The organism is Thalassoglobus sp. JC818, assembly GCF_040717535.1.
Lineage (GTDB): Bacteria > Planctomycetota > Planctomycetia > Planctomycetales > Planctomycetaceae > Thalassoglobus.
The window spans coordinates 429,243-449,097 of the sequence record NZ_JBFEFI010000005.1 but is presented as its reverse complement, the minus strand read 5'-3'; the positions used below and the strand labels follow the sequence as shown (position 1 = coordinate 449,097).

At 52.4% G+C, this 19,855-nt stretch carries 16 protein-coding genes; 8 read left to right on the top strand and 8 right to left on the bottom strand.

Going from position 1 to position 19,855, the window contains the following annotated elements:
• Positions 1-118 precede the first annotated feature (118 nt).
• A complete protein-coding gene (locus tag AB1L42_RS15810; RefSeq protein ID WP_367057745.1) occupies positions 119-1,072 on the bottom strand; it encodes a GNAT family N-acetyltransferase in 954 nt (317 codons plus the stop codon).
• Positions 1,073-1,567: 495 nt separating this feature from the next.
• On the opposite strand from AB1L42_RS15810, the gene AB1L42_RS15805 reads away from it, so the two are divergent.
• The 3 genes from AB1L42_RS15805 to AB1L42_RS15795 all read left to right on the top strand — a co-directional run bounded on the left by AB1L42_RS15805 (position 1,568) and on the right by AB1L42_RS15795 (position 4,142).
• The gene (locus AB1L42_RS15805; protein ID WP_367057738.1) at positions 1,568-1,987 is read left to right on the top strand and encodes a hypothetical protein; all 420 of its coding nucleotides are present in this window, start codon (positions 1,568-1,570) and stop codon (positions 1,985-1,987) included.
• Between the two features lie 115 nt (positions 1,988-2,102).
• Positions 2,103-2,684, top strand: a complete 582-nt coding sequence (locus AB1L42_RS15800; protein WP_367057735.1) for an aminodeoxychorismate/anthranilate synthase component II — start codon at positions 2,103-2,105, stop codon at positions 2,682-2,684.
• A 129-nt stretch (positions 2,685-2,813) separates the two neighbouring features.
• The gene (locus AB1L42_RS15795) at positions 2,814-4,142 is read left to right on the top strand and encodes an HD domain-containing protein (protein WP_367057732.1); all 1,329 of its coding nucleotides are present in this window, start codon (positions 2,814-2,816) and stop codon (positions 4,140-4,142) included.
• A 204-nt stretch (positions 4,143-4,346) separates the two neighbouring features.
• Here the strand turns inward: AB1L42_RS15795 and AB1L42_RS15790 are convergent, their stop codons facing one another.
• Positions 4,347-5,762 carry a sialate O-acetylesterase gene (locus tag AB1L42_RS15790; protein ID WP_367057729.1) on the bottom strand — a complete coding sequence of 472 codons (1,416 nt, stop codon included), beginning with the start codon at positions 5,760-5,762 and terminating at the stop codon, positions 4,347-4,349.
• Positions 5,763-6,110: 348 nt separating this feature from the next.
• On the opposite strand from AB1L42_RS15790, the gene AB1L42_RS15785 reads away from it, so the two are divergent.
• The 4 genes from AB1L42_RS15785 (at position 6,111) to AB1L42_RS15770 (ending at position 9,710) form a co-directional block, all read left to right on the top strand.
• Positions 6,111-7,373, top strand: a complete 1,263-nt coding sequence (locus AB1L42_RS15785; RefSeq protein WP_367057726.1) for a hypothetical protein — start codon at positions 6,111-6,113, stop codon at positions 7,371-7,373.
• A gap of 79 nt (positions 7,374-7,452) precedes the next feature.
• Positions 7,453-7,620 (top strand): hypothetical protein, encoded by a 168-nt coding sequence (locus AB1L42_RS15780; protein ID WP_367057723.1) that lies wholly within the window; start codon positions 7,453-7,455, stop codon positions 7,618-7,620.
• Between the two features lie 106 nt (positions 7,621-7,726).
• Positions 7,727-7,954 carry a hypothetical protein gene (locus AB1L42_RS15775; protein WP_367057720.1) on the top strand — a complete coding sequence of 76 codons (228 nt, stop codon included), beginning with the start codon at positions 7,727-7,729 and terminating at the stop codon, positions 7,952-7,954.
• A gap of 448 nt (positions 7,955-8,402) precedes the next feature.
• Positions 8,403-9,710, top strand: a complete 1,308-nt coding sequence (locus tag AB1L42_RS15770; protein ID WP_367057717.1) for an L-fuconate dehydratase — start codon at positions 8,403-8,405, stop codon at positions 9,708-9,710.
• Between the two features lie 67 nt (positions 9,711-9,777).
• Here the strand turns inward: AB1L42_RS15770 and AB1L42_RS15765 are convergent, their stop codons facing one another.
• The gene (locus tag AB1L42_RS15765) at positions 9,778-10,782 is read right to left on the bottom strand and encodes a vWA domain-containing protein (RefSeq protein ID WP_367057714.1); all 1,005 of its coding nucleotides are present in this window, start codon (positions 10,780-10,782) and stop codon (positions 9,778-9,780) included.
• Between the two features lie 537 nt (positions 10,783-11,319).
• Between AB1L42_RS15765 and AB1L42_RS15760 the strand changes: the two genes are divergently transcribed.
• A complete protein-coding gene (locus tag AB1L42_RS15760) occupies positions 11,320-11,742 on the top strand; it encodes a DCC1-like thiol-disulfide oxidoreductase family protein (protein WP_367057711.1) in 423 nt (140 codons plus the stop codon).
• Between the two features lie 202 nt (positions 11,743-11,944).
• Here AB1L42_RS15760 and AB1L42_RS15755 read toward each other — a convergent pair whose 3' ends face one another.
• From AB1L42_RS15755 to AB1L42_RS15735, 5 genes are all read right to left on the bottom strand, one after another.
• Positions 11,945-12,862 carry a hypothetical protein gene (locus AB1L42_RS15755; RefSeq protein WP_367057708.1) on the bottom strand — a complete coding sequence of 306 codons (918 nt, stop codon included), beginning with the start codon at positions 12,860-12,862 and terminating at the stop codon, positions 11,945-11,947.
• Between the two features lie 292 nt (positions 12,863-13,154).
• On the bottom strand, positions 13,155-14,420 hold the full coding sequence (locus AB1L42_RS15750; protein ID WP_367057705.1) for an aldose 1-epimerase family protein: 1,266 nt from the start codon (positions 14,418-14,420) through the stop codon (positions 13,155-13,157).
• A gap of 160 nt (positions 14,421-14,580) precedes the next feature.
• Entirely contained in the window at positions 14,581-15,594 is a 1,014-nt protein-coding gene (locus AB1L42_RS15745; RefSeq protein WP_367057702.1) for a fatty acid desaturase, read from the bottom strand.
• A gap of 274 nt (positions 15,595-15,868) precedes the next feature.
• A complete protein-coding gene (locus AB1L42_RS15740; RefSeq protein WP_367057699.1) occupies positions 15,869-18,175 on the bottom strand; it encodes an MMPL family transporter in 2,307 nt (768 codons plus the stop codon).
• 320 nt (positions 18,176-18,495) lie between these two features.
• Positions 18,496-19,620, bottom strand: coding sequence for a CPBP family intramembrane glutamic endopeptidase (locus AB1L42_RS15735; protein ID WP_367057696.1), 1,125 nt, complete (start codon positions 19,618-19,620; stop codon positions 18,496-18,498).
• Positions 19,621-19,855: the final 235 nt, after the last annotated feature.

Here is a 19,855-nt window from a genome sequence, read left to right as displayed (position 1 = left end):
GCAAACTTGAATCGCAGACGGATCGGCGGGAACGAGCGAGGTGACTCTCGTGAATCATTCCCGCCGATGGAAGCAATGACAGATTGCTGAATCGCGGGAACTCCGAGTGTTGACTCGTTTACATCTTCTTGCGGTAGACGACCGCAGCATCAATTGGCTCGAAGCTGGCGGTCTCGATGGCTTTGAGGGCACCGGGTGAACTGTCGACGACGTGGATTTCTGCCCGAGTGATGAAGTCTGATCGCAGTCGACGCAGAGTTTCGATGATGAGCGTCGTTGCGAAGCCCTGCGAGCGGTACTTTTCTTCCACGTATAAGTCGACCAGCCCGATCACGCGTTCTCCCCAGCGGGGCATGAAGTGGTCCAATCCGACGACGGTGAGTGAACCGATCCGCTCCTTGGTGCGTTTTTCTACGAGGCTGAAGTACATCGATTCGATATTTCCGAAGTGTGTCAGCCACCACATGGTGGGATTCTTCGGTTGCTCCATGACCTGCAGCTCGGATCGTCTGCGGAGCCCCATGAGCTTGATGTTCATCGGATCGCGAGTCGTCCGAAGATCGCGTTGAAAGACGGTCGACCGAGACTCCGGCTCATAGCCGGCTGAAAGCATAAATGGGGCAGCCTGGGCATCTGACTCGAGAAATCCGGAACAACGCGCTCCGCCGTAGAGTCCGAAGTAGAAGGGATCACAGTAGCGAGACTGACCAGCCTGTATGGTCTGGGCTCCCTTCTGAAGCAAGTATTCTTCTGCTCGCTGCAGCAGTTCTCGACCGAGTCCCCGTCGCTGATGAGTGGGGCTGACCACGATCCAGCAAATTACTCCCCGAGAGTGGTCGAGTGAATTGAGGTCTTTCGAGAATCCAAACCCGGCGTGGGCGAAGCCGACGACTTTCCCATCTTCCACAGCGATGATTAGACCTTCGGGGTCGAAATAGGGAAGGCCGTACGCAGCGATTTCGTAGGCTTCAATCGAGGAGGGTTGAGCCGCCCCACGTCCCAGCTCTGCCCTGCGACACAACTCGAAAAGAAATGGGGGATCGGAATTCCGGAAGTGTCGGAACTGAATCACTCATTCTCCTTCGTGGATTGCATTGGGGGCCAGTGTCTCCTCGTGATCATGGGGTTCAGACCATTCGTTCTGAACAGTTGCTTGCTGATGTGAGATGTTGAGTAATGGTCGACAATCGACGCTCCAAAATTCACACCAACCAGTCCCGTTCACTTTCAATTTCTTGAATCTGCTGACAGCCAACCCTCACTCAATGCCGAATCTTTTCTTTTCAATGCTCAGGGCACGAAAGTCAAGACTCGTTCCCGGTTTCGCCGTTTTTTGCGCTCGATCAAAATCTGGTCGCTATCGACGTCGCTGCAAGACTCTATTCAATCAACGAGCAGTTTCGGAAACTGAGCTGAGTTGTGTGATTCTCCGCGATGCTTACAACACTTCTGAGATCGGCATTTCGGAAAGGGTGATTCCTTGAGTCGAGGAATTTTGGTATGCTAATTCGCTGGAATGTTCGACGCAACGTTCGCATGCCCCTCTTTCCGATCGATCCAATTGCCGATGCCGACATCCGAAGTGACTGACAGCGATTTACTCGCTTATCTTGATGAGATGCTCCCCGTGGAGCGAGCGACTCAGATCGAAGCTGTGCTCCGTGAGTCTGCAGGGCTTCGAAAGCGAGCAGCTTTGTTGTCTCGACGACGCGATCATGGAGCTCACACCGTGGGTGAAATCTGGCGCCGACGTCAATTGAGCTGTCCGTCGCGTGAAACTCTGGGATCGATGCTGTTGGGAGTCGCTGAGCCGGACCTCGAAGAGTACATTCAGTTTCATATTCAGGTCGTCGGATGCCGAGTCTGTCTGGCCAATCTGCTGGATTTGAAAGAGAAGCAGTCTCAGGGTGCCGATGACAGTGGTCGTCCGCAAAGATATTTCGAATCGTCGGCGGGACTCTTTCGCTCCCAATATCCACAAGACTAGACTGCCTCTTTATTCTTCGTCCTGATTCACTCCATGGGAAAACTCCAGACTCCCGGGAATGTTGAGCACTCGTCAGGTCGAGAAGTTGATCTCTTTTGACTGATCCGCAGAGACTATGATTTTCGTTCTCGATAACTACGACTCCTTCACGTACAACCTCGTCCAGCGACTGGGGGAAATCGACTCGTCGCTCGACATTCGTGTCTATCGCAACGATCAGATTTCCTGCAGCGAGATTGATGCGTTGAATCCATCGAGGATTATCATCTCGCCGGGACCATGTACTCCGGCCGAAGCTGGCCTCTCTTGCGAAGTCATTCGCCACTTTGCTCCTCGTGTTCCGCTGCTCGGCGTCTGTCTGGGGCACCAGTGCATTTCGGAAGCTTTCGGGGGAGAAGTCGTGCGGGCAGATCGTCTGATGCACGGTAAGACTTCTGCGATTCATCACGACCAGCAGGGGATTTTCCGAGGAATCGAAACTCCCGCAGTTCTGACCCGATATCATTCCCTCATCGTTCCGGAGACGACACTGCCGGAAGAGTTGATCCCCTGTGCTTGGACGCGAGACGAAGATCATCCCGCAGAACTGATGGCTGTCCGGCATCGAGATTATCCGGTGCACGGAGTGCAGTTTCATCCGGAGAGCTTTTTGTCCGACTGCGGAACGGACATCCTTCGGAACTTTCTGAAACTGTAGTCCAGCTTCAGAGAGGTTTCGCAGCAATTCACTCGGGTGCGATTTGCTGAGTCTCAGGGCTGGCAGAATGCGAGTGCCTGCGAGAACAGGCTTTGCTTCGAGAATTCACTTCAAGAAAGTTTCGATGTGATGCGATCGCTCGAAGACATTCCAGAACTGGCGGATCTGCATTCAGGCAGGTCGTTGATTCGTGTGCCAGCTGAGCAGAACGTGCCGTTCACTTCGCGAGTGCGTGCGATCGTCGATACTGCAGAGTTTCAGCGACTGAACGAAATCAGTCAGCTTGGGCTGGTTTCCAAGGTCTATCCCGGAGCTCGTCACACTCGATTTGAGCACGCACTGGGTGTGTATCACAACGCTCTTCTCTATTTGAGACAGCTCTCCAAGGACTCTCGTTTTCGAGAGCGGGTCACCGCGCATCAGGCGGAAGTTCTCATCGCTTCATCTCTGCTGCACGATCTCGGGCACTGGCCGTTTTGTCATCCCATTGAAGATCTCGGGATTTCCGGACTCGTCCCGCATGAGGTGAGAGCTTCTCGCTACTTAAGCGAGAACGCGGAATTGTCTCACGTTCTGCGTGAGCAATGGGGTATCGATCCCGATGAGGTCCTGGAGATCCTCGTTCCGAAGAAGTCAGATACAGGACTGAAGCTTCTCCGCTCGATACTGTCGGGACCAATCGACGTCGACAAGATGGACTATCTCGATCGTGACAGTTTGCATTGTGGTGTGCCGTACGGACGCAACTTCGATCGCCAGCGACTCATTCAGTCACTCGTCTTAAATGAGGAGGGCGATGGTCTCGCGATTACTGAAAAAGGGAAGACAGCTGCCGAGTTGATGGTCTTTGCGAGGTATGTCATGTTCAGCGAGGTGTACTGGCATCATGCTGTTCGATCCGCGACGAGCATGTTCGCGAGAGCTTTCTATTCAATTCATGAGAATGTCGATTTGAATCGCCTCTTTCATTCAACCGATGCGGAGATGATTTTCGAATTGAGGGCTGCTGCGAAGGATACTCCCACAGAAAAACTGATCGACTGTCTATTCGGTCCGCAACGTATTCTTTACAAGCGGGCGATCGAACTGAGTCATGATCAGCAGTCGCCTGCGTACACTGCACTCGCTGGTCGACCTTATTCGGAAGTCGTCGTCATTACCCAACGCCTGATCAAGCGGCTGAACGACGAAGGGCTAAAGTTGGCGGAAATGGATCTTGTGCTCGATACCCCGCCTCCTCACCGGGAAGTGGAGTTTTCGATCGACATCTTCTTCCCTAAGCAAAGCCAGTTTCGTCCGCTACAGGTTGTCTCACCGGTCGTGGATGCCCTGGCGACGAGGCAATTCGACGACTGGGTGAAGCGCGTTCGTGTCTTCATTCACCCGAAGCATCGCGACGCCGTCTCAGGACTGAACTGGGAAAGACTCCTGTTGGAAGCAGTTTCCTCCGAAGGGTGAGCGATTCGGACGCATGTTCATTTCGCTTTCGACTCGACTTCCATCGACATCGTTCGTTTCTGCGAATTGAAGCTTGCGTAAAACAGAAAATCTCGGCCCTCCTTCAAGTGTGGAAGACCGAGATCGTCAGTTTACAGCATGTCGCTCGTTGTGAAGTCACTCACCGAGATCACCAAACACGTTGGGCGAATCTCGGAATGTGGGCTACTCGCCGGCGCGGAACGGAGAAGCTGGGAGTCCGTTCTTGTTGGACAGATTCGGTTCAGCTTCCTGGTGCCATCCCAGTCGCACTGACTTCGGCATCGGAACATCATCGGATGAGACCACAACGGTCTTCCCTTTGATTTCGGCTTTCGCTGGTTTGTATTCACCATCTTCACCAGCAATTTCGAAGTGAGAGAGCGGTTCGCCGTTGCGCGACACCAGCCCATCGCCGACATGGTCAAAGCGGAGAACAATCTTGTCGCCTTTGACGTTCATTGATTTGAAGAGTGGTCCGGAGTAAACCAGGTCGTCGTGGCCGTAAGTCTTAGCGAGTGCCCACAGAGCGAGCCGGTAGCCGACGTCCTGCTTGTTTCGCGGATGAATGTCATCGAGATTCCCAATATCGACTGTCACAGCCATACCTGTATTGGGGATAGTCAACGCTTCGGTTTGAGCTTCCCAGACTTTCGGGAGGATGACGTCTTCACCTTTGTATCGGTATGGAGCGAGTTGAACGTAGTAGAACGGCAACTCAGGATTGCTCCACAGGTGTCGCCATCCACTGATCAAAGCCTTCATCTTCTCGAAGTAGAGCATTCCATCATGACGGTTGGACTCGCCCTGATACCAGATGGCTCCGCGGATCGCGTAAGGGACGAGTGGTGAAATCATTCCATTGTAGAGAGCGAGCGGAGACTGATGATTCACTTTGCCGTCCGGGCCCACTTCTGGATATTCTTCGAGCTTGTCAGCGATCGACTTCAGAGCAGGAACTTCTTTAAAACCGACGGGAGGAGTCCACGGTTCGATACGGGTTCCGCCCCAGTTGGAGCCGATCAATCCAATCGGCACGTCGAGTTGAGCCTGCAGGTTGAGTGCGAAGAAGTAGCCGACAGCTGTGTAGTTTCCGACTGTTTCGGGGGTTGTCACTTCCCAACCGTTCGAAGGAACATTGTCCTGCGGAGTCTTCATCGGAGTGTGAGGAATCTTGATGTGCCGAATCAGTGGGTAATTGGCAGCCGCTCGTTCTTCCTCAGCGTTTTTGGAATTGTTGACGGTCCATTCCATGTTGGATTGACCGGAACACAACCAAACTTCACCGACAGCAACGTTCTTCAAAGTCAGCTCGGAAGAACCGGCAATTTGAACTTCGTAACTGGGACCGGTTTTGAGGTCTTCAAAAATGACTTCCCAACGGCCATTTTCGTTGGCGGTTCCAGTTTTGGATTTTCCTTGAACAGTCACCGTGACTTCTTGTCCGGGCTCATCCCAGCCCCAGATGGGAACTTTCTGGCCACGCTGGAGGACCATGTTGTCTCCGATGATCGAAGGCAACTTGACTTCGGCGTCGACGCTGACCGGGGCCATACAGCCGATCAACACCGCGACAGAGAACATCCATTTGATTGGTTTCATCACAACTTTCTCTTCAAGAAAACCACAGGTGCTGCCCAACTGAGGTGATTGTCAGCCGGACTTCCATCAATGAATTTCGATTCTATTGTGAACCGGTCGTCAGTGGAACTGATGGCGCGTCCCAGTCATGGCTTTGTGAAATTCACAGACTCAAAACTCTGACGTCGTGGCAAAACTTGAGGAGAGAACGCACTCGGCGGGGAGAAGCGGTATTGCGTTCATTTTCCGGTTCGTGTTATTTCTTCAAAAATGGCTCTTTGTTCCCAATTTCGCTCAGGTGTCGGGATGTTGGCACTGTGAGGGAACTTTTTATTTGTTCGAATACAATCGTGTCCACAGGATGTACGGATGTGGTGTGCTAACTGTCAGGAAGATGTCGCCACCGAAATCTCACAGGACGGGCAAACTTTAAAATGCACAACCTGCGGTGATGTTGTCCGTGAAGTATTTGCCCCAAGTTTGCATCCAGAAACCAAGTCCGCTCGTGAGTTGCTTCAAAAATGGGCCGAAGAACAGAAGCTGACGATTCAAAAATCCTCTCAGCCCAAAGCATCACCCACAGCTACGGACTCCGCTCACATCGTCCAGAATCCAGCTGTAACCGAACAACCACTGAACGAACAATCTTCGCCGACTATAGCTTCGCCGGTTGAGTCAACGAAAAAAGAAACTGCTGCGCAACTTCAATCAAAAGGTGCGAAAGAGCCTCGCGACGAAAATGCACAGCAACTCGTCGAAAAGAGACTCATTGACAAATCAGCTGTGGAAGAAGCAGATACCGATCAAAGCGATGTCGACGACTTAAACACGAGTCCAAAATCCGTAGACAACATTTCCGTTTCGAAATCAGTTCGGCCAGCGGATCAGCGTAAAGCTGAAACTCCTTCGCGAAGCAGCAGCGATCCGAGCTTTCGCGTTGATACAGCTCATGGAAGTGAACAATTCAGCGATAATCGGGAAGACAGCTCGCATGGGAAACGGCGACGACTGATTCCGCGTGCTCCTGACTTGTCTTCTGTAAGCCATGAACAGATGGAAGAAGAAGTCGCGACCTCAAATGAATTGCCCGTTGACGACTTTGAATCGTCGGCCGATCACGAAACGGGGCATGACCGCGATGACGAGACAGTAAGAACTCGTGATCATGTCAAAACGATGGAATCACGCGCGACGCGTCAGGAAAATCACTCCGATCAAGTTCCTCCGCCACCACATTTCGATATGCAGAATGTCCGCAAGAAGTCACGTTCCCGTCCCGGAAAAGTGGAAGCGATGTGGGGACAGCTGCTGGCATATGCTGGCGTCGGCATTCTGACACTTGGATCAATCCTCGTCCTCTGGGGATACTTTGGAGCCATCGAAAGCTATGCCTCAACCGGTTGGCTGTTGTCGACAGCTGGGCAAATGCTCCTGCTGCTTGGCCTGGTGACTCTGATTTCTGGAGGGATGGAGCAAACTAAAACTGAAGTCACAGAACAGATCGAATACCTCGGCGGACGGATGATTCGCATTGAGGAGTCAACGGAACAGCTCTTACACGGACCGCACTTTGTTCGACACAAGGAGGCCTCTCCGAAGAATTCACAACTCCATCCGAAAAGAGCGGAATAGGATTTGAACTGATTGGGCGTTCTCCCTAACATTCGCCCCGCATCGATTCGATTCGACTGAGAACAGGGAGTCAAATCCAATGACAGGATACACAGTTCATACTGGGTCAAACGACAAGTTCCGCGACGGATGGGACAACATTTTCTCGAAGCCGAAATCGAAGACTGCTTCAAAGAAAAAAGCAGCAACGAAGAAAGTAGCTCCCAAAAAGAAAGCTGCTGCTGCCAAGAAGAAAAAGAAGAAGTAACGGTCGGACAGGATTGATCGGCCGTCGATGATGTGCTGCAAGTGACTCGCTGTGGAACAGCGGTCTGTTTCGTCGGTTATCCATCAAATGACATTGGAGGTCAAAGATGTCACATTCTGATCAATTAAGTGATCAACGCGTGCTCTCCCTAGACGATCAGGACAGCGCTTACGAAATCATCTCAAGCGACGAAGTTGATCGTGTCGTTGAGGTGCTCGAAGACTTGATGAATCGAGTGAAGAGCGAAAACATCCGCTCGATCCTCGATGAAGCAGCAGACGAGATTTACTCCCTCGTCTACTCCGAAGAACACGCTGACGCGGACGCTGCATAAGCGCGAAAACGTCGCCGCTGAAGTCTCGGATTCGCTCAGTCAACGACAGCATGTCGCTGTTCGGTTGACGTGCAGACACCACATTCGGACACGGACTTCGGCACTCGCATTCGATTGAGAAAGCCCCGGAAGCAGTGCGTACGACTGCTTCCGGGGCTTTCTTGCGTTCGAGAACGGTAATTGCCGTGGAATCCTCACGCAGATGCCTTTCAAGGGGACTCGAATTCGAGGATTTTGACCGCGTTTTTGAGTCGACACTTGCTCGTTCTCCGATTTGCGAGGATAACATGAGCGGCGTTTCGAAAATGCTGCGGTGGACAGGGTCATCATCACCGCGAGCCAGCTTCGCGAACCGCTTTGCCGATCCATTGAAGTGATTGTACTGGAAATTGACGCGCGCAATCGCTGTCGGCCGCAGACACTCCTTGCATGAGACGATCGATTTTCCATGACCACAATCACAGGTATTACAGCAAGAGACATTCGCTTTCCGACGTCACAGCATCTGGATGGGTCAGATGCAATGAATCCAGATCCAGACTATTCGGCAGCATATGTTGTCCTCGAAACCGACGCGCCGAGCGGAGTGTCAGGTCATGGGATGACATTCACGATCGGACGCGGAAACGAATTGTGTGTCGCTGCCATTCAGGCACTTGAGCCGTTCGTCATTGGAAAGAGCCTGGAAGAGATCATCAATGATCCCGGGGCATTCTGGAGCTACATTACCGGGGACAGCCAATTGCGATGGGTCGGACCTGAGAAAGGTGTGATTCACCTGGCGACAGCTGCAGTTGTGAACGCGGTCTGGGATCTTATTGCGAAGGTCAAACAGAAGCCGCTTTGGCGTCTTCTGAGCGAGATGACTCCTGAAGAACTTGTGAGGTCGATCGACTTTCAATACATCACAGATTTCCTGACACCCGAAGAAGCGTTGGACATTCTTCGTCGACAGGAACCGACGCGACAGCAGCGCATCGATCATCTGCTCGCAAATGGACTCGCTTCCTACACAACTTCGGCGGGCTGGCTGGGGTACAGCGATCAAAAACTTCGCGAGTTGTGCCGACAGTGTTTGAGTGACGGTTGGCAATGTTTCAAGATTAAGGTCGGTCAGAATCTGGAGGATGATATTCGCCGCTGCGAAATTATCCGGGAGGAAATTGGTCCCGACCGCAGACTCATGATCGACGCGAATCAGGTGTGGGATGTCGCTGAAGCCATCGAGTGGGTTCAAAAACTCGCGAGGTTCAATCCCTGGTTTATCGAAGAGCCAACGTCCCCCGATGACGTTCTTGGCCATGCTGCCATTGCCAAAGCGGTTGCCCCCATCAAAGTCGCGACAGGTGAGCACTGCGCCAATCGGGTGATGTTCAAGCAGTTCTTGCAAGCGAAGGGGATGGGGGTTTGTCAGATCGACAGTTGTCGGTTAGGCGGCGTGAATGAAATTCTGGCTGTGTTACTCATGGCAGCGAAATGTGATATTCCAGTTTGTCCCCATGCTGGGGGTGTCGGCTTGTGCGAGTACGTGCAACACTTGTCGATGTTCGACTACGTCGCTGTCAGCGGAAAGACGGAAGACCGGATCACCGAGTTCGCTGGTCATTTGCACGAGCACTTTGTGAATCCGGTTCAAATGAGAAACGGAAACTACCTGGCTCCGGAAGCAGCTGGTTACAGCATTGAAATGTTCCCTGAATCGCTCGATCGGTTTGAATATCCAAACGGAGAAGCTTGGAAAGAGATCATCGCTTAGAGCACTTTTTAATGAAGATGTTGACCGCGACGAACGGCTCCGTGAATGACCGTCCAGATGAGTCCCTTTACGGTGACCGGTCGACCGTTCGCGATGAGAGTTTCGGTCGGTTCGAAACGTCGGGGCCGAATGGAGACTGCGGGAAGTGTTCGACTTCTGGAATAAAGCGATACGATCCGCCATTGCGGGCTGCGAGTTCTTTCAGGAACTTCTCGCCCTCGTCATCTCCGAAACCAATGCAGTTGATCGACACTTTCGCGACGTTGGCTTTTGAGACGTTCTCCACGACGCGGTATTTGAAGTCGCCGTCGGTGAGGAAGTAGATGACTTCCGGACGGAGTTGCAGTGCCATCAAGAGCGCGATTTCCGGGTCCGTTTTTCCTTCCGGCTTGGCGGTTGCCATCCAGCGAAGGTATCTCTGCTTGGCTCCGTTTGTCGCATCAGCAAGTTGAGCGGATGGCATCGGGTATGCGTGTTCATTGAAGAGGATCATGAAGAACCGCTGCGTCTCTTCCATCGCTTGAATCGATGTGAGCAATTCCATTTGAACCCGAGCGAAGCGAGTTTTCGTCGGTCCCGGGAAAGGGTGAAGCATGCTCTTGGAAGCGTCAACAACGAACACGACGCTGTGACCTTGAAGATTGACTCCAAAGAAATGTGCGCCCCCGAGTCCGTCAGCGTCTCCATCGCCATTTTTCGCAAAGACCCCCGTTGGAATCAGCGGGCCGACGTCTTCGCTCATCGTTCCGGTCCCGTTCGAGGGAGCCATGCGAGGAAGGTCTCCTGCGATTTCGTATCGAGGGGCGGAAGTGACCGGAGCGGAGGCGGGTTGAAGAAAGCTGGGAGGTGCTTGTCGTTCTTGGTTTGAGCGATCTGCATCAGCTTCGACGCCGAAATTCATCTCGGCGGTGACGGTCATCTCGGGAAAGTCGCGAACTTCACTGTTTCCGACGATCGTTGACAGCTCGAGAGATCTGGCTTCCGGAAGAATCATCAACGCAAAAACGCCGACGACCATGAGATGGAGGATCAGCGATGCAGCTGCCGGCACCCCTTTCTCAATCATTCTCATTGTCGGACCTGCGAAGATGGAAGAAGAGAAGAAACGAAATCCGAAACGTCGTCTCTTGCATACAATCGGCTGATCGAAAAAAGTTCTCTCCAGGATTTACGGTAACCAGCAAGAATGGAAGATGCAAAAGTGAAATCTCGGGAATCCTGAGACGCAAGCCGAGACAATGGGGAAACGTTAACAATTGTATCGGCTGTGTGTGCTATCACTGCGTTGACGCGAGTTGTCCCATCTCAGATTTGCCGCGACCTCACTTGAGCAACTCCCGCGATCACCGCATCAAGCAATTTCAGGCGATTTCAGAGATTGAACGACCAAAGGTGAAAACGCCAGGAACTGATTGCTTTCAACGACCAATTTGAAACTTGATCGAACAGGCGATTTTAAGTGTTGATTTGCCTTCAGAATTAGACAAAAAATGGCCTTCAGTGCTCATGGAATCGACGAGGGAATTCTGTTTTGAACCGGAGTGAATAGCGGTTCGTAGCCTATTGCATTGCTGAAATTTGTACTCTCGCAACTGACGGAAACCGGATCATGAACAGCTCAGTTGAGTCCCCCAACGACGAGACCGCTCCGATCGTCTTTTTTGACGGTGTTTGCGGTTTCTGCAACGGGACTGTCGACTTCCTGATGAAACGGGACCCCGATCACCATTTGCGATTCGCACCGCTTCAAGGGGCAACGGCTCAGAAGCTTTTGACGGAGGAGCAGAGAAATCTCGATTCGATCGTCTTCAAAGAATCAACAGACGTCTGGAAGAAGTCCGCAGCGATCGTGCGCATTCTGTGGAAGATCGGCGGTGTCTGGAGTTTTCTCGGAACGTTGCTTTGGCTCGTCCCGTTTCCGATTCGCGATTTCTTCTACGGTTTAATTGCCCGCGTGAGATACAGGATTTTCGGCAAGCGTGAAGCTTGTCGAATGCCATCCGAAGAAGAGCGGAACGTGATGCTTGAGTAAGCAACGAAACGTGACTTCGCGGATTTTGGTGCTACGCAAGATTTGCTTTCTCAGAGAACAGAAAAGCCACCAGAGGACATTTCGAACCTCTGGTGGCTCACAGTTTGAATTGAAGCAGATCAGAGTTGGCTTGGCTCCGCGCCATTGCACGAGGGCGATGATTGCTCGTCTACCGCTCTGAGATCTTCTTCTCAATTGAGTCTTAACGATTCTTCTTCGTATCGACTTTCATCACGAGATCAAGCTTCGATGGAAGTTCTTGTCCGTTTGCAAGGAAGGTCAGATCGCCGACGATGTGCATTTCGTTGCTTGATTCGACGACGTCTTTCAAAGATGGATCGTACCACAGCGTCCCTTTTGATGACTCAACGTTGAGCGCGCTGTCTTTAAGTTCGAGTGGCAACTTTCCGCCGGTGATTTCGAACGTGAGCGACTTTGTTTTAACGTCGATCTTTTCCATCGACTTCCCGTTGTGCTGCTCTGGCCCAGCATAGGTGTATTCGCGAACGAGATAGAAGACCTGACCGCTGCCAAGATAAGCTTCTTCGTTCCGTTCCCAAGTGTCCCCGACAGAAACCGGTTCTGTTGGAAGGCGATCGATTGCCATCTTGGTTTCTTTCTGGAGTCGATCGTCCGACAACTCGTCAGAGAACGCCTCCGGGAGATCCTGATTGGAGTCGTTTGTGTACTTCGCCGACTTCACTTCATGGTTGTCACCGAAGGTGATTTCCCAAGTCGATTCGGCAGCAACAGCGATGTATTTCGCGATGTCCGCGAGGGGGCCATCGAGCGTGGCATTGTTTGGATTCCCGGTGTCGAAATTGAACGAAACACCTCCCGGAAGTTCCATGTTCATCTGCATCAGCTCCAGATTGCCAAGCACTTTGACTTGCCCCGGAGTCGCATTCTCAACGGTGTCCTTCATCACGATGTAATTGTCGACCGCGGTGACGATGTCCATACCCGCGATGTTCAAGGTTTGATCGACATCCATTTCGATTTCCGTTTTCGTCACCTCACCCTGTTCAAACGTGGGCGAATAGGAGAGGTCTGTCTGGGCGAAAACGGTCAGCGGCGACGAGATTAACAATGCAGCCAGGGACAGGATTCTCAGAACCATTCGATCATTCCTTCATTTCTTGTGTGTAGACAGGTGATGGTGAAGCAACTCGACTTTCTTTTAGAATCGCAGAGATGCCTCCAATGAAGGACTGGCCCAGGCGATTCGTTCTCTCATACGAATTGATTCGCACGAGAGATGAAATAATTTGGCAGAAAATGCTGGCTTTCTCTCTTTTTGATCTCGTGTTTGCCCCAAACCTTTCTGCAACTCACATGTGCTAGTCGCTGTTGAATCTCGATGAAACTGTCAGTTAGCGATTCAGTCGAGTTCGGAGCTGAGACGCCTGGCCTTATTCCGGCGGGTCCTGAAGTATCTCTGTCGGTCGATCATTCTGAAGCTTCCGGATTTCTTCGATCGACTCATTGATTTGCTGAGTCGAATTCATGAATTCGTAGGTCAGCGTGAACTGGCGAGTTTCGTCAGCGGCGAGGACGGGAATTCGTCCGTGCGGCCGCTCGACGCTTCGATTGAATGGATAGGAAGTGCCGGGTTCCAGCCCTGTGACGTATCCGTTTTCGATCGTGGTCAAGTTTTTCCAAAGCGTGAAGCATGGCAATTGGTCGACGTTGTACCTAATCGTGGCTGCGCGATTGCCTTCGCTGTTCTTCAAACAGACCAGCGTCTCGGAATTTGCATCGGCATAGAGCTTCATCAGATAGACTTTTTCGATGTAGCCTTTCGTCGGGGCGGCATAGGTCCATGGGGCATCAATGTCTTCCGTCGCTGCTGCGTTCATTGGCTGAACGGATTGCACTGGAGCGATGAAATTCGCTCCTTCTGACAGCAACGGCACACCGAAGTTGGTGTGATAGATGAGTTGGATTTCTTGAGGGTCCGATCCGATGTTGGTGACTTCGTCTGAGATCGTCAGCTCGGTCGATCCTGGAATCGTGGAGACTTCGGTGGTCAGCTTTAGCTTCGGCCCGAACAACATCGATTCATGAACGGTCCCACGCAGGCGAATTCGGTGAGGCGGGGCTTTGTCGATTAGCAACTCGACACGCGAGGCAGGGATGTTCCCGACCTTTCCGTGGAGCGTCAGCATCATCTCCGCTTCGGCACCTGTATTGTCGGTGAACTGATCAACTCCGGGATGCCCAGCGAACTCCAGGCCGCATCGGACCATCCATTCGTTGAATCCTTCCAGCCATCCAATTCCTCCGCGAGATTCGAGGTTGACCCACTGCGGGTGGACGACTTCTTTGACCGGAGATTCCCAACCGATGCGGAAGTCGTTGATTTCCACATCGAGAATGCTCATGCCTCGTGTTGGGATGACTCGAAAGGCCATCGCACCATTCTCGATGGTGATGAGATCGACCCCATTCTGCTTGCCTCCGTGCAGCACTTCCTTGCGGACTGACCAACCGGAAGCTTTTGCGATGCCATCGAAGTTTTTGGAAGAGAGAGTCTTCTCTCGAACCCATTGGCCGGACTGCGTATCAATCAGCACGAAGCGGTGACTATCGGCTTCGAGATCCTCGGCTCTTAAGACCGGCCAGATTGCGCATGTAAATATGACGACACGAAGAACCGTGCTGAGTGAGCGGCGCATTGGTGAGTGTCCTGAGAATTCAGAGAACTGAGATCCAGAAGTGGTTCTCTGATTGTTGACGACTTCGAATTGAATCGCAACCTGAGACGACAAATGTCATCGTCAGATGGACTCGTCAATGCGTCAAGCACTTAGGACTGAGCAACGCTCGCACGTTCAACTACGCGTCGATGACGGCGTCTTTCTCGCCGAGAATCTGGGCTGTAACGTCCTCACTGAAGTCGCTGACGTCGTGAGGTTTCTCTTCTGAGGGAGGAGGAGCGCCCACGTTCATGCCAACTCCCGGATTCAAGATCAGCGAGGGAATCAAGTCGCGAATGGCACCCCAGTAGGTTTTGAAGATGGGGTAGTCGAGCGACGGGTTTTCGACCTCGTATTGTGCCATGCGATCGCAGAGTGCTTCGTGGCGATAGCGGGGATGACGATGGTGCGGTCCGTGGACGAAGATGTCGAAGTTGAAGTACGTGCAAATCGTGGTGATCGGGCTTGAACCGATGACGGTGCGCGTTCCCAGAAGCGGATCGTAGCTTCGCATTCCGAGATGCTCTGTGAACTTGCGAAACGTCTGGTAGATGCCTGCGATGACATGCGGAATGATCCACACGATCAAGAAGAGGTGCCAGCTCGAAGTGACAGCGACGAGTGTGAAAATTGCTGTCCATACAACGGCGATGGCAATGTACTCGTTGCGGATCAATCGTCGGACTTCGGGATTCTGAAGTGACGAATCTTTGTGGAAGTAGAGTCGTCCGTAGACATATGGAGACGTCAAGAACCCGAACGGGATTTCCAACCAACAAAAGATTCTACGGAACCAGAGCGACGCATTCGGGTCAGAGTAGGGCCACAGTTCCCAGTCGGTCGACTTGTTCAAGTAAGCGTGATGTCGAATGTGGCTTTCACGATAGACATGGAACGGAACGAAAATCATCGTCCCGATGAATCTGCCAATGATGATGCTCCACTTTTTCGATCCCCCCAGCGTGTGATGGGCTGCTTCGTGGAAGCAACTCGTCCAGCAGAAGAGGGAATACGAGACGAGCAGTGTCCAGAAAGCCCATGTGATCCAATGGTCGTTCGGCCAGGAGAATGCGAGCGCAAACATCCCGGCGAGTCCGATCGGTGCGAAGAGAAACCGAGGAATCGTAGACCATGACACGGACTGTTTGGACACGGAAGTATTTGCAGGCTGGCTCATCGTGCTCGACATTGGATTGAAACCACTTTCGACAGTTTCCTCCATGTTAGGTCCCGTCACGAACGGATCACTTCATCTATTTTAGTCTCCGGTCCCATTTTACCCAGAGTCTCATGCGGCTTGAAGATTTAGTTTGATCCTGACGGTTGCTCGGATCGTGTCAGCCTCGACTGTGTGTGCAGGTCGTAAGTTGCTTCACATGAAGTGTTTGCGCACAATGTTGCGGTTTGCGAAGAGGGCCATTCGCAGGTTATTCAGAAACGACGGTTTGTTGCTTCTCAGCTTCGCTGCTTGGACACAATGAGCTTTGAGGAGGTTCCGATTTAGGTCGGTTCCAAAGCGCGAGGAGTGCTGGGAGAGTGATGAGATCACTCAGAAGTGCGATCGTTAGGATCGATGCCATCAGCAACCCGAACTGACGTGTTGGGATGAAGGCACTGAGTGCGAAGACGAGCATCGAAGCAGCACAGATCAGCGTTGTTTGAAGCATCGCTGCTCCACAGACAGCCACGGACTCAATGATCGCTTCCCGCGTGTGTCCTGTTTCCATCGTCTTCATGCGATGGAAGCATAGGAAGTGAATGGTATCGTCGACTGCGATTCCCATCGCGACCCCAGCCGTCATCATGGAACCGATATCGATCGGCACGGACAGCAGGCCCATCGCTCCGAACGTCACAATGACTGGAAAGGTATTCAGAACCGTCACCATAAGTGCCAAAGCGGGCTGTCGGAGGACGAGCAGCACAGAGATTCCGATCAGTCCAAAAGCTGTCAACAGGCTCCAAAAGAGATCGTGCATGATCATGACTTGCACACTCTCAATGAGTGGCATCATCCCTGTGTATTCTGCACGAACTGAGTTCGGGGGAAGCTCTTGTGCGTCGAGAATCTTTTCGACCTGTGCTTTGATCTTCGCCTGCAATTCTCCATAGCTTCGGCCTTCCGTGGCTCGCACGCGGCCAGTCAGTCTCCAGGCATCTCCGTTTTCACCTGAGTGAAAGTAGTTCGACTCTTCGAACAGATCACGAGAGTCGTAGAGTCGTCGACGGATCAATGCTTGTCTGACCAGAGGGCCTTTCGATTCTGTCCAGACTTCTTCGGGGAGAAACGAACGTGCGGAGAGGACGCTATCGATACCCGGAACAGTCTCCAATGCGCTGTGAATTGTGCTGACCAGTTCCACCTGTTGAGACAGACTCATTGCGTCTTCGTTTTCGATGTGAACGACCACTTCGACAGGCACAGATGGTCCGATCTTCTCTTCGAGCCACTGGTAGTCAGTGATAATTTTCGTGTCACTCGCGAAGAGTGATGTCGCGTCGACACTGGTTCTGATTGATCGCAATCCTTGGCCCAGACCGATGATGCCCACAATCGATACGAATGTGATCAGAACGGAGTAGCGGACGACGACACATCCAAACGCGTGGAGCTGCTTTGCTGAGAACAGGTTGGTGGACTCTTTCTTTCGAATCGGCCACTTGCAGAGTGCGTCGGGAAGAACTCCCATCAGGATTGCGACTGTCACGAGCAGTCCGCAGGCGCTGATGCGTCCGAACGCAGCGACCGGAGCAATGCCGCTGACTGCGAGAGAACTCAAGCCAACGGCTGTTGTGATGGCAGCCAGGCAACAGGGAGCCCAGCCTTCACGCATTGCTTCTTGGACCGCTTCCACCGGGGGAAGCACGTTCGATTGTGCGAAATAGTAATTGCAATAATGGACGCCCGCCGAAACTGTGAGGACGAAGACGAGTGGAGGAGCGACGATCAGAACAGCATCGAGCGTAAGTCCGGAAAAATAGACAGCTGCGAGAACGAGACCTTGACCCAGGCAGGCGATGCCGATGATCAAGCCGGAAATTCTCCAGGACCTCAGACAAGCAATGCACAAGATGGCAGCGACGAGGGTGGAAAGTGCTCCGTAAAAATTGATCCCCTCCAGACTTTCCGCGTCAATCGCAACTCCATCGTGCGGCGGTCCCGCGACAATCAACTCTGCCTGAGACAAGCCAGTCACGTCTTCCGAGACATTCAAAAGGTGCTCAATGGATTTCTTCCGGGCTTCGTTGCCGTCATACGTCAGCACAACAAGAGCGCAACTCGTTTCTTGATCCGGACCAACGAGCACTCCCGTCATTCGTTGAATTGCATCTTCAGTGGACAACCCAAGCGGAGGAGATGTCATCTGCTCAAGAATACCGGGACCAGTCAGAACACGTTCGAACGGGACAACTTCCGGAATTTCAGGCAGTGAATTCCGGGCCATGACTTCTTGCTGCAACTTCAGCAGTCTGGGATCGTCGAGCGTGCAGCCTTCCCAGCTGACATAGACGACGTCATTCCCTTCAAAGTTGCTCCGGAATTCTTCAAACGCCTGTCGCTGTGGATTGGTCGGAGACATCCACTTTTCAGGAGTGATTCGCATTCCATCAATGCTGCGAATCGCACCGACGATGACGAAGGGAACGAGAAGACCGATCACCGCCAGCGTGAGCCAGGCACGTTTCTTGACGCGCTGGCGAAACACTTCGGATTGATCAGTGAGTGCGTTCATTGAAGCTGTGAGAATTGGAATCGGTCGGAATCGAGATGTGAAACGGTCTAGCTATCGCGGTGCATTAGACGCGACCAGATCGTGCTTCGAGAATGATCCACGATAAAAACTTACCTCAATTGCGATCTCTCAACGAGTTTTTTGCATGTGGCGATGCGTGATGCCGCTCGATCACCGGCGAAAGCGTTCATTCTCGTTCGAACTTGTAGAAAGCGTTGATTGAGAGAAATCGGATCGATCCGTTCACCCAACCTGTCCTGATTGCCCAACGCAATGTGGAGAGTCGCAGCCGCGTCCCACCTCTACGGTAATGCACCGGGTTATTGAGGAATCAAGACTCGAACCACGTCATAGCCACACAGTGCAAGCATCACGGCAGCGATAACCAACGGGAGTGCGAAAGTATCTGATTTCAGGACGTAGCGTTTCGGTTCTTCGGAAGTCTCAGGTTGTGCAAGAGCGCTGTCGAACTGTTCGTCGGCCGGAACTGTTGATTTTTCCGGCACCCTTCGTGTTCTCATCTGGAAGAGCCAGTAGAAGCACCAGACTGCATATGCCAATGCAACTGGAAGATAGAACCAAGGGGTTTCCAGATCATCCTGATCGACTCTAAGCAAAACGGTGGCCAGAGCATTATTTAGAAAGTGAAACAGTACTGGCGCCCAGAAGCTTCGTGTTGTGAGGTAGACCCAGTGAAGTGTCAGGCCGACCGGGAGAATCGCAAAGATATGAGGGGGATACATGTGCACCCCGGCAAACAACAGCGTGGTCAGGGCCACTCCGAGTGTGATTCCCCATCGGCGGGTCAGACCTTGTCCGATCAACCCACGAAACAGAAATTCTTCGCCGATTGCTGGGACGACAGCGATGAAAAAGACTGCGAGGAGCAGCGTGGAGTCGTTGAATTTTCCAAGAACTTCATGAACGTCCGTTCCTTGAAACATTTCCAGAAGAGGAATGTTTTCCACAAGTTTTGCCCAGCCGAGTTCCCCGAGTTGCATCATGGAGTCAGCGATGACAGTCATCGGGACAACCAGGCTGGTCGCGACCAGCAACTGGCCCAACGACGGTGAATCCATCTTCAATTTGCGGAGCGGCCTCGGAGACATTCTCCACAAGCCGAGTGGAATCAGAAAGACATAGCAGACGAGAGCTGGAGCCGTGACGACGGTCAACTTCTTGTTCGGCGACAGCGCTTCGAACCATGGCTCGAATTGGAAGTCCTGAAGCTGTTCGACGTTTTGCAGAGTGACTGCCATCATGGCGATGATCACGACTACCATCCCGATCATCTGCAGAAGGAAGAACAGGAAGATCCAGAACAACGATTCAGGAAGTCCCGGTCCTGCTGGCCGAGATCGGTCGCGGTTGTCGATGACGACCGAAGCCTCACCCGAAGAATTTGAATATTCAGGTCGAGGAGCGTTGTCGAGGTCTTCGTTCATAGTCTCTCATGGGCGAGGCGGGAAATCGCGAGAGCCCAACTTCCTATTGCAGCACCGCCAATGAGCGGATGCATCAGCCTGAGTGTCAACGTTTCTCTGAGGAGATTGCCTCAACACGATTATTGCTTCGGCGAGCGACTTTGCGAAGCGTGTTCACGAAAACAGCTTACGCAACAGGTTCTACAATCGCGACTGGCGCACTTATTCCGGTCTTCGCGAAACTGCAGGAACGATG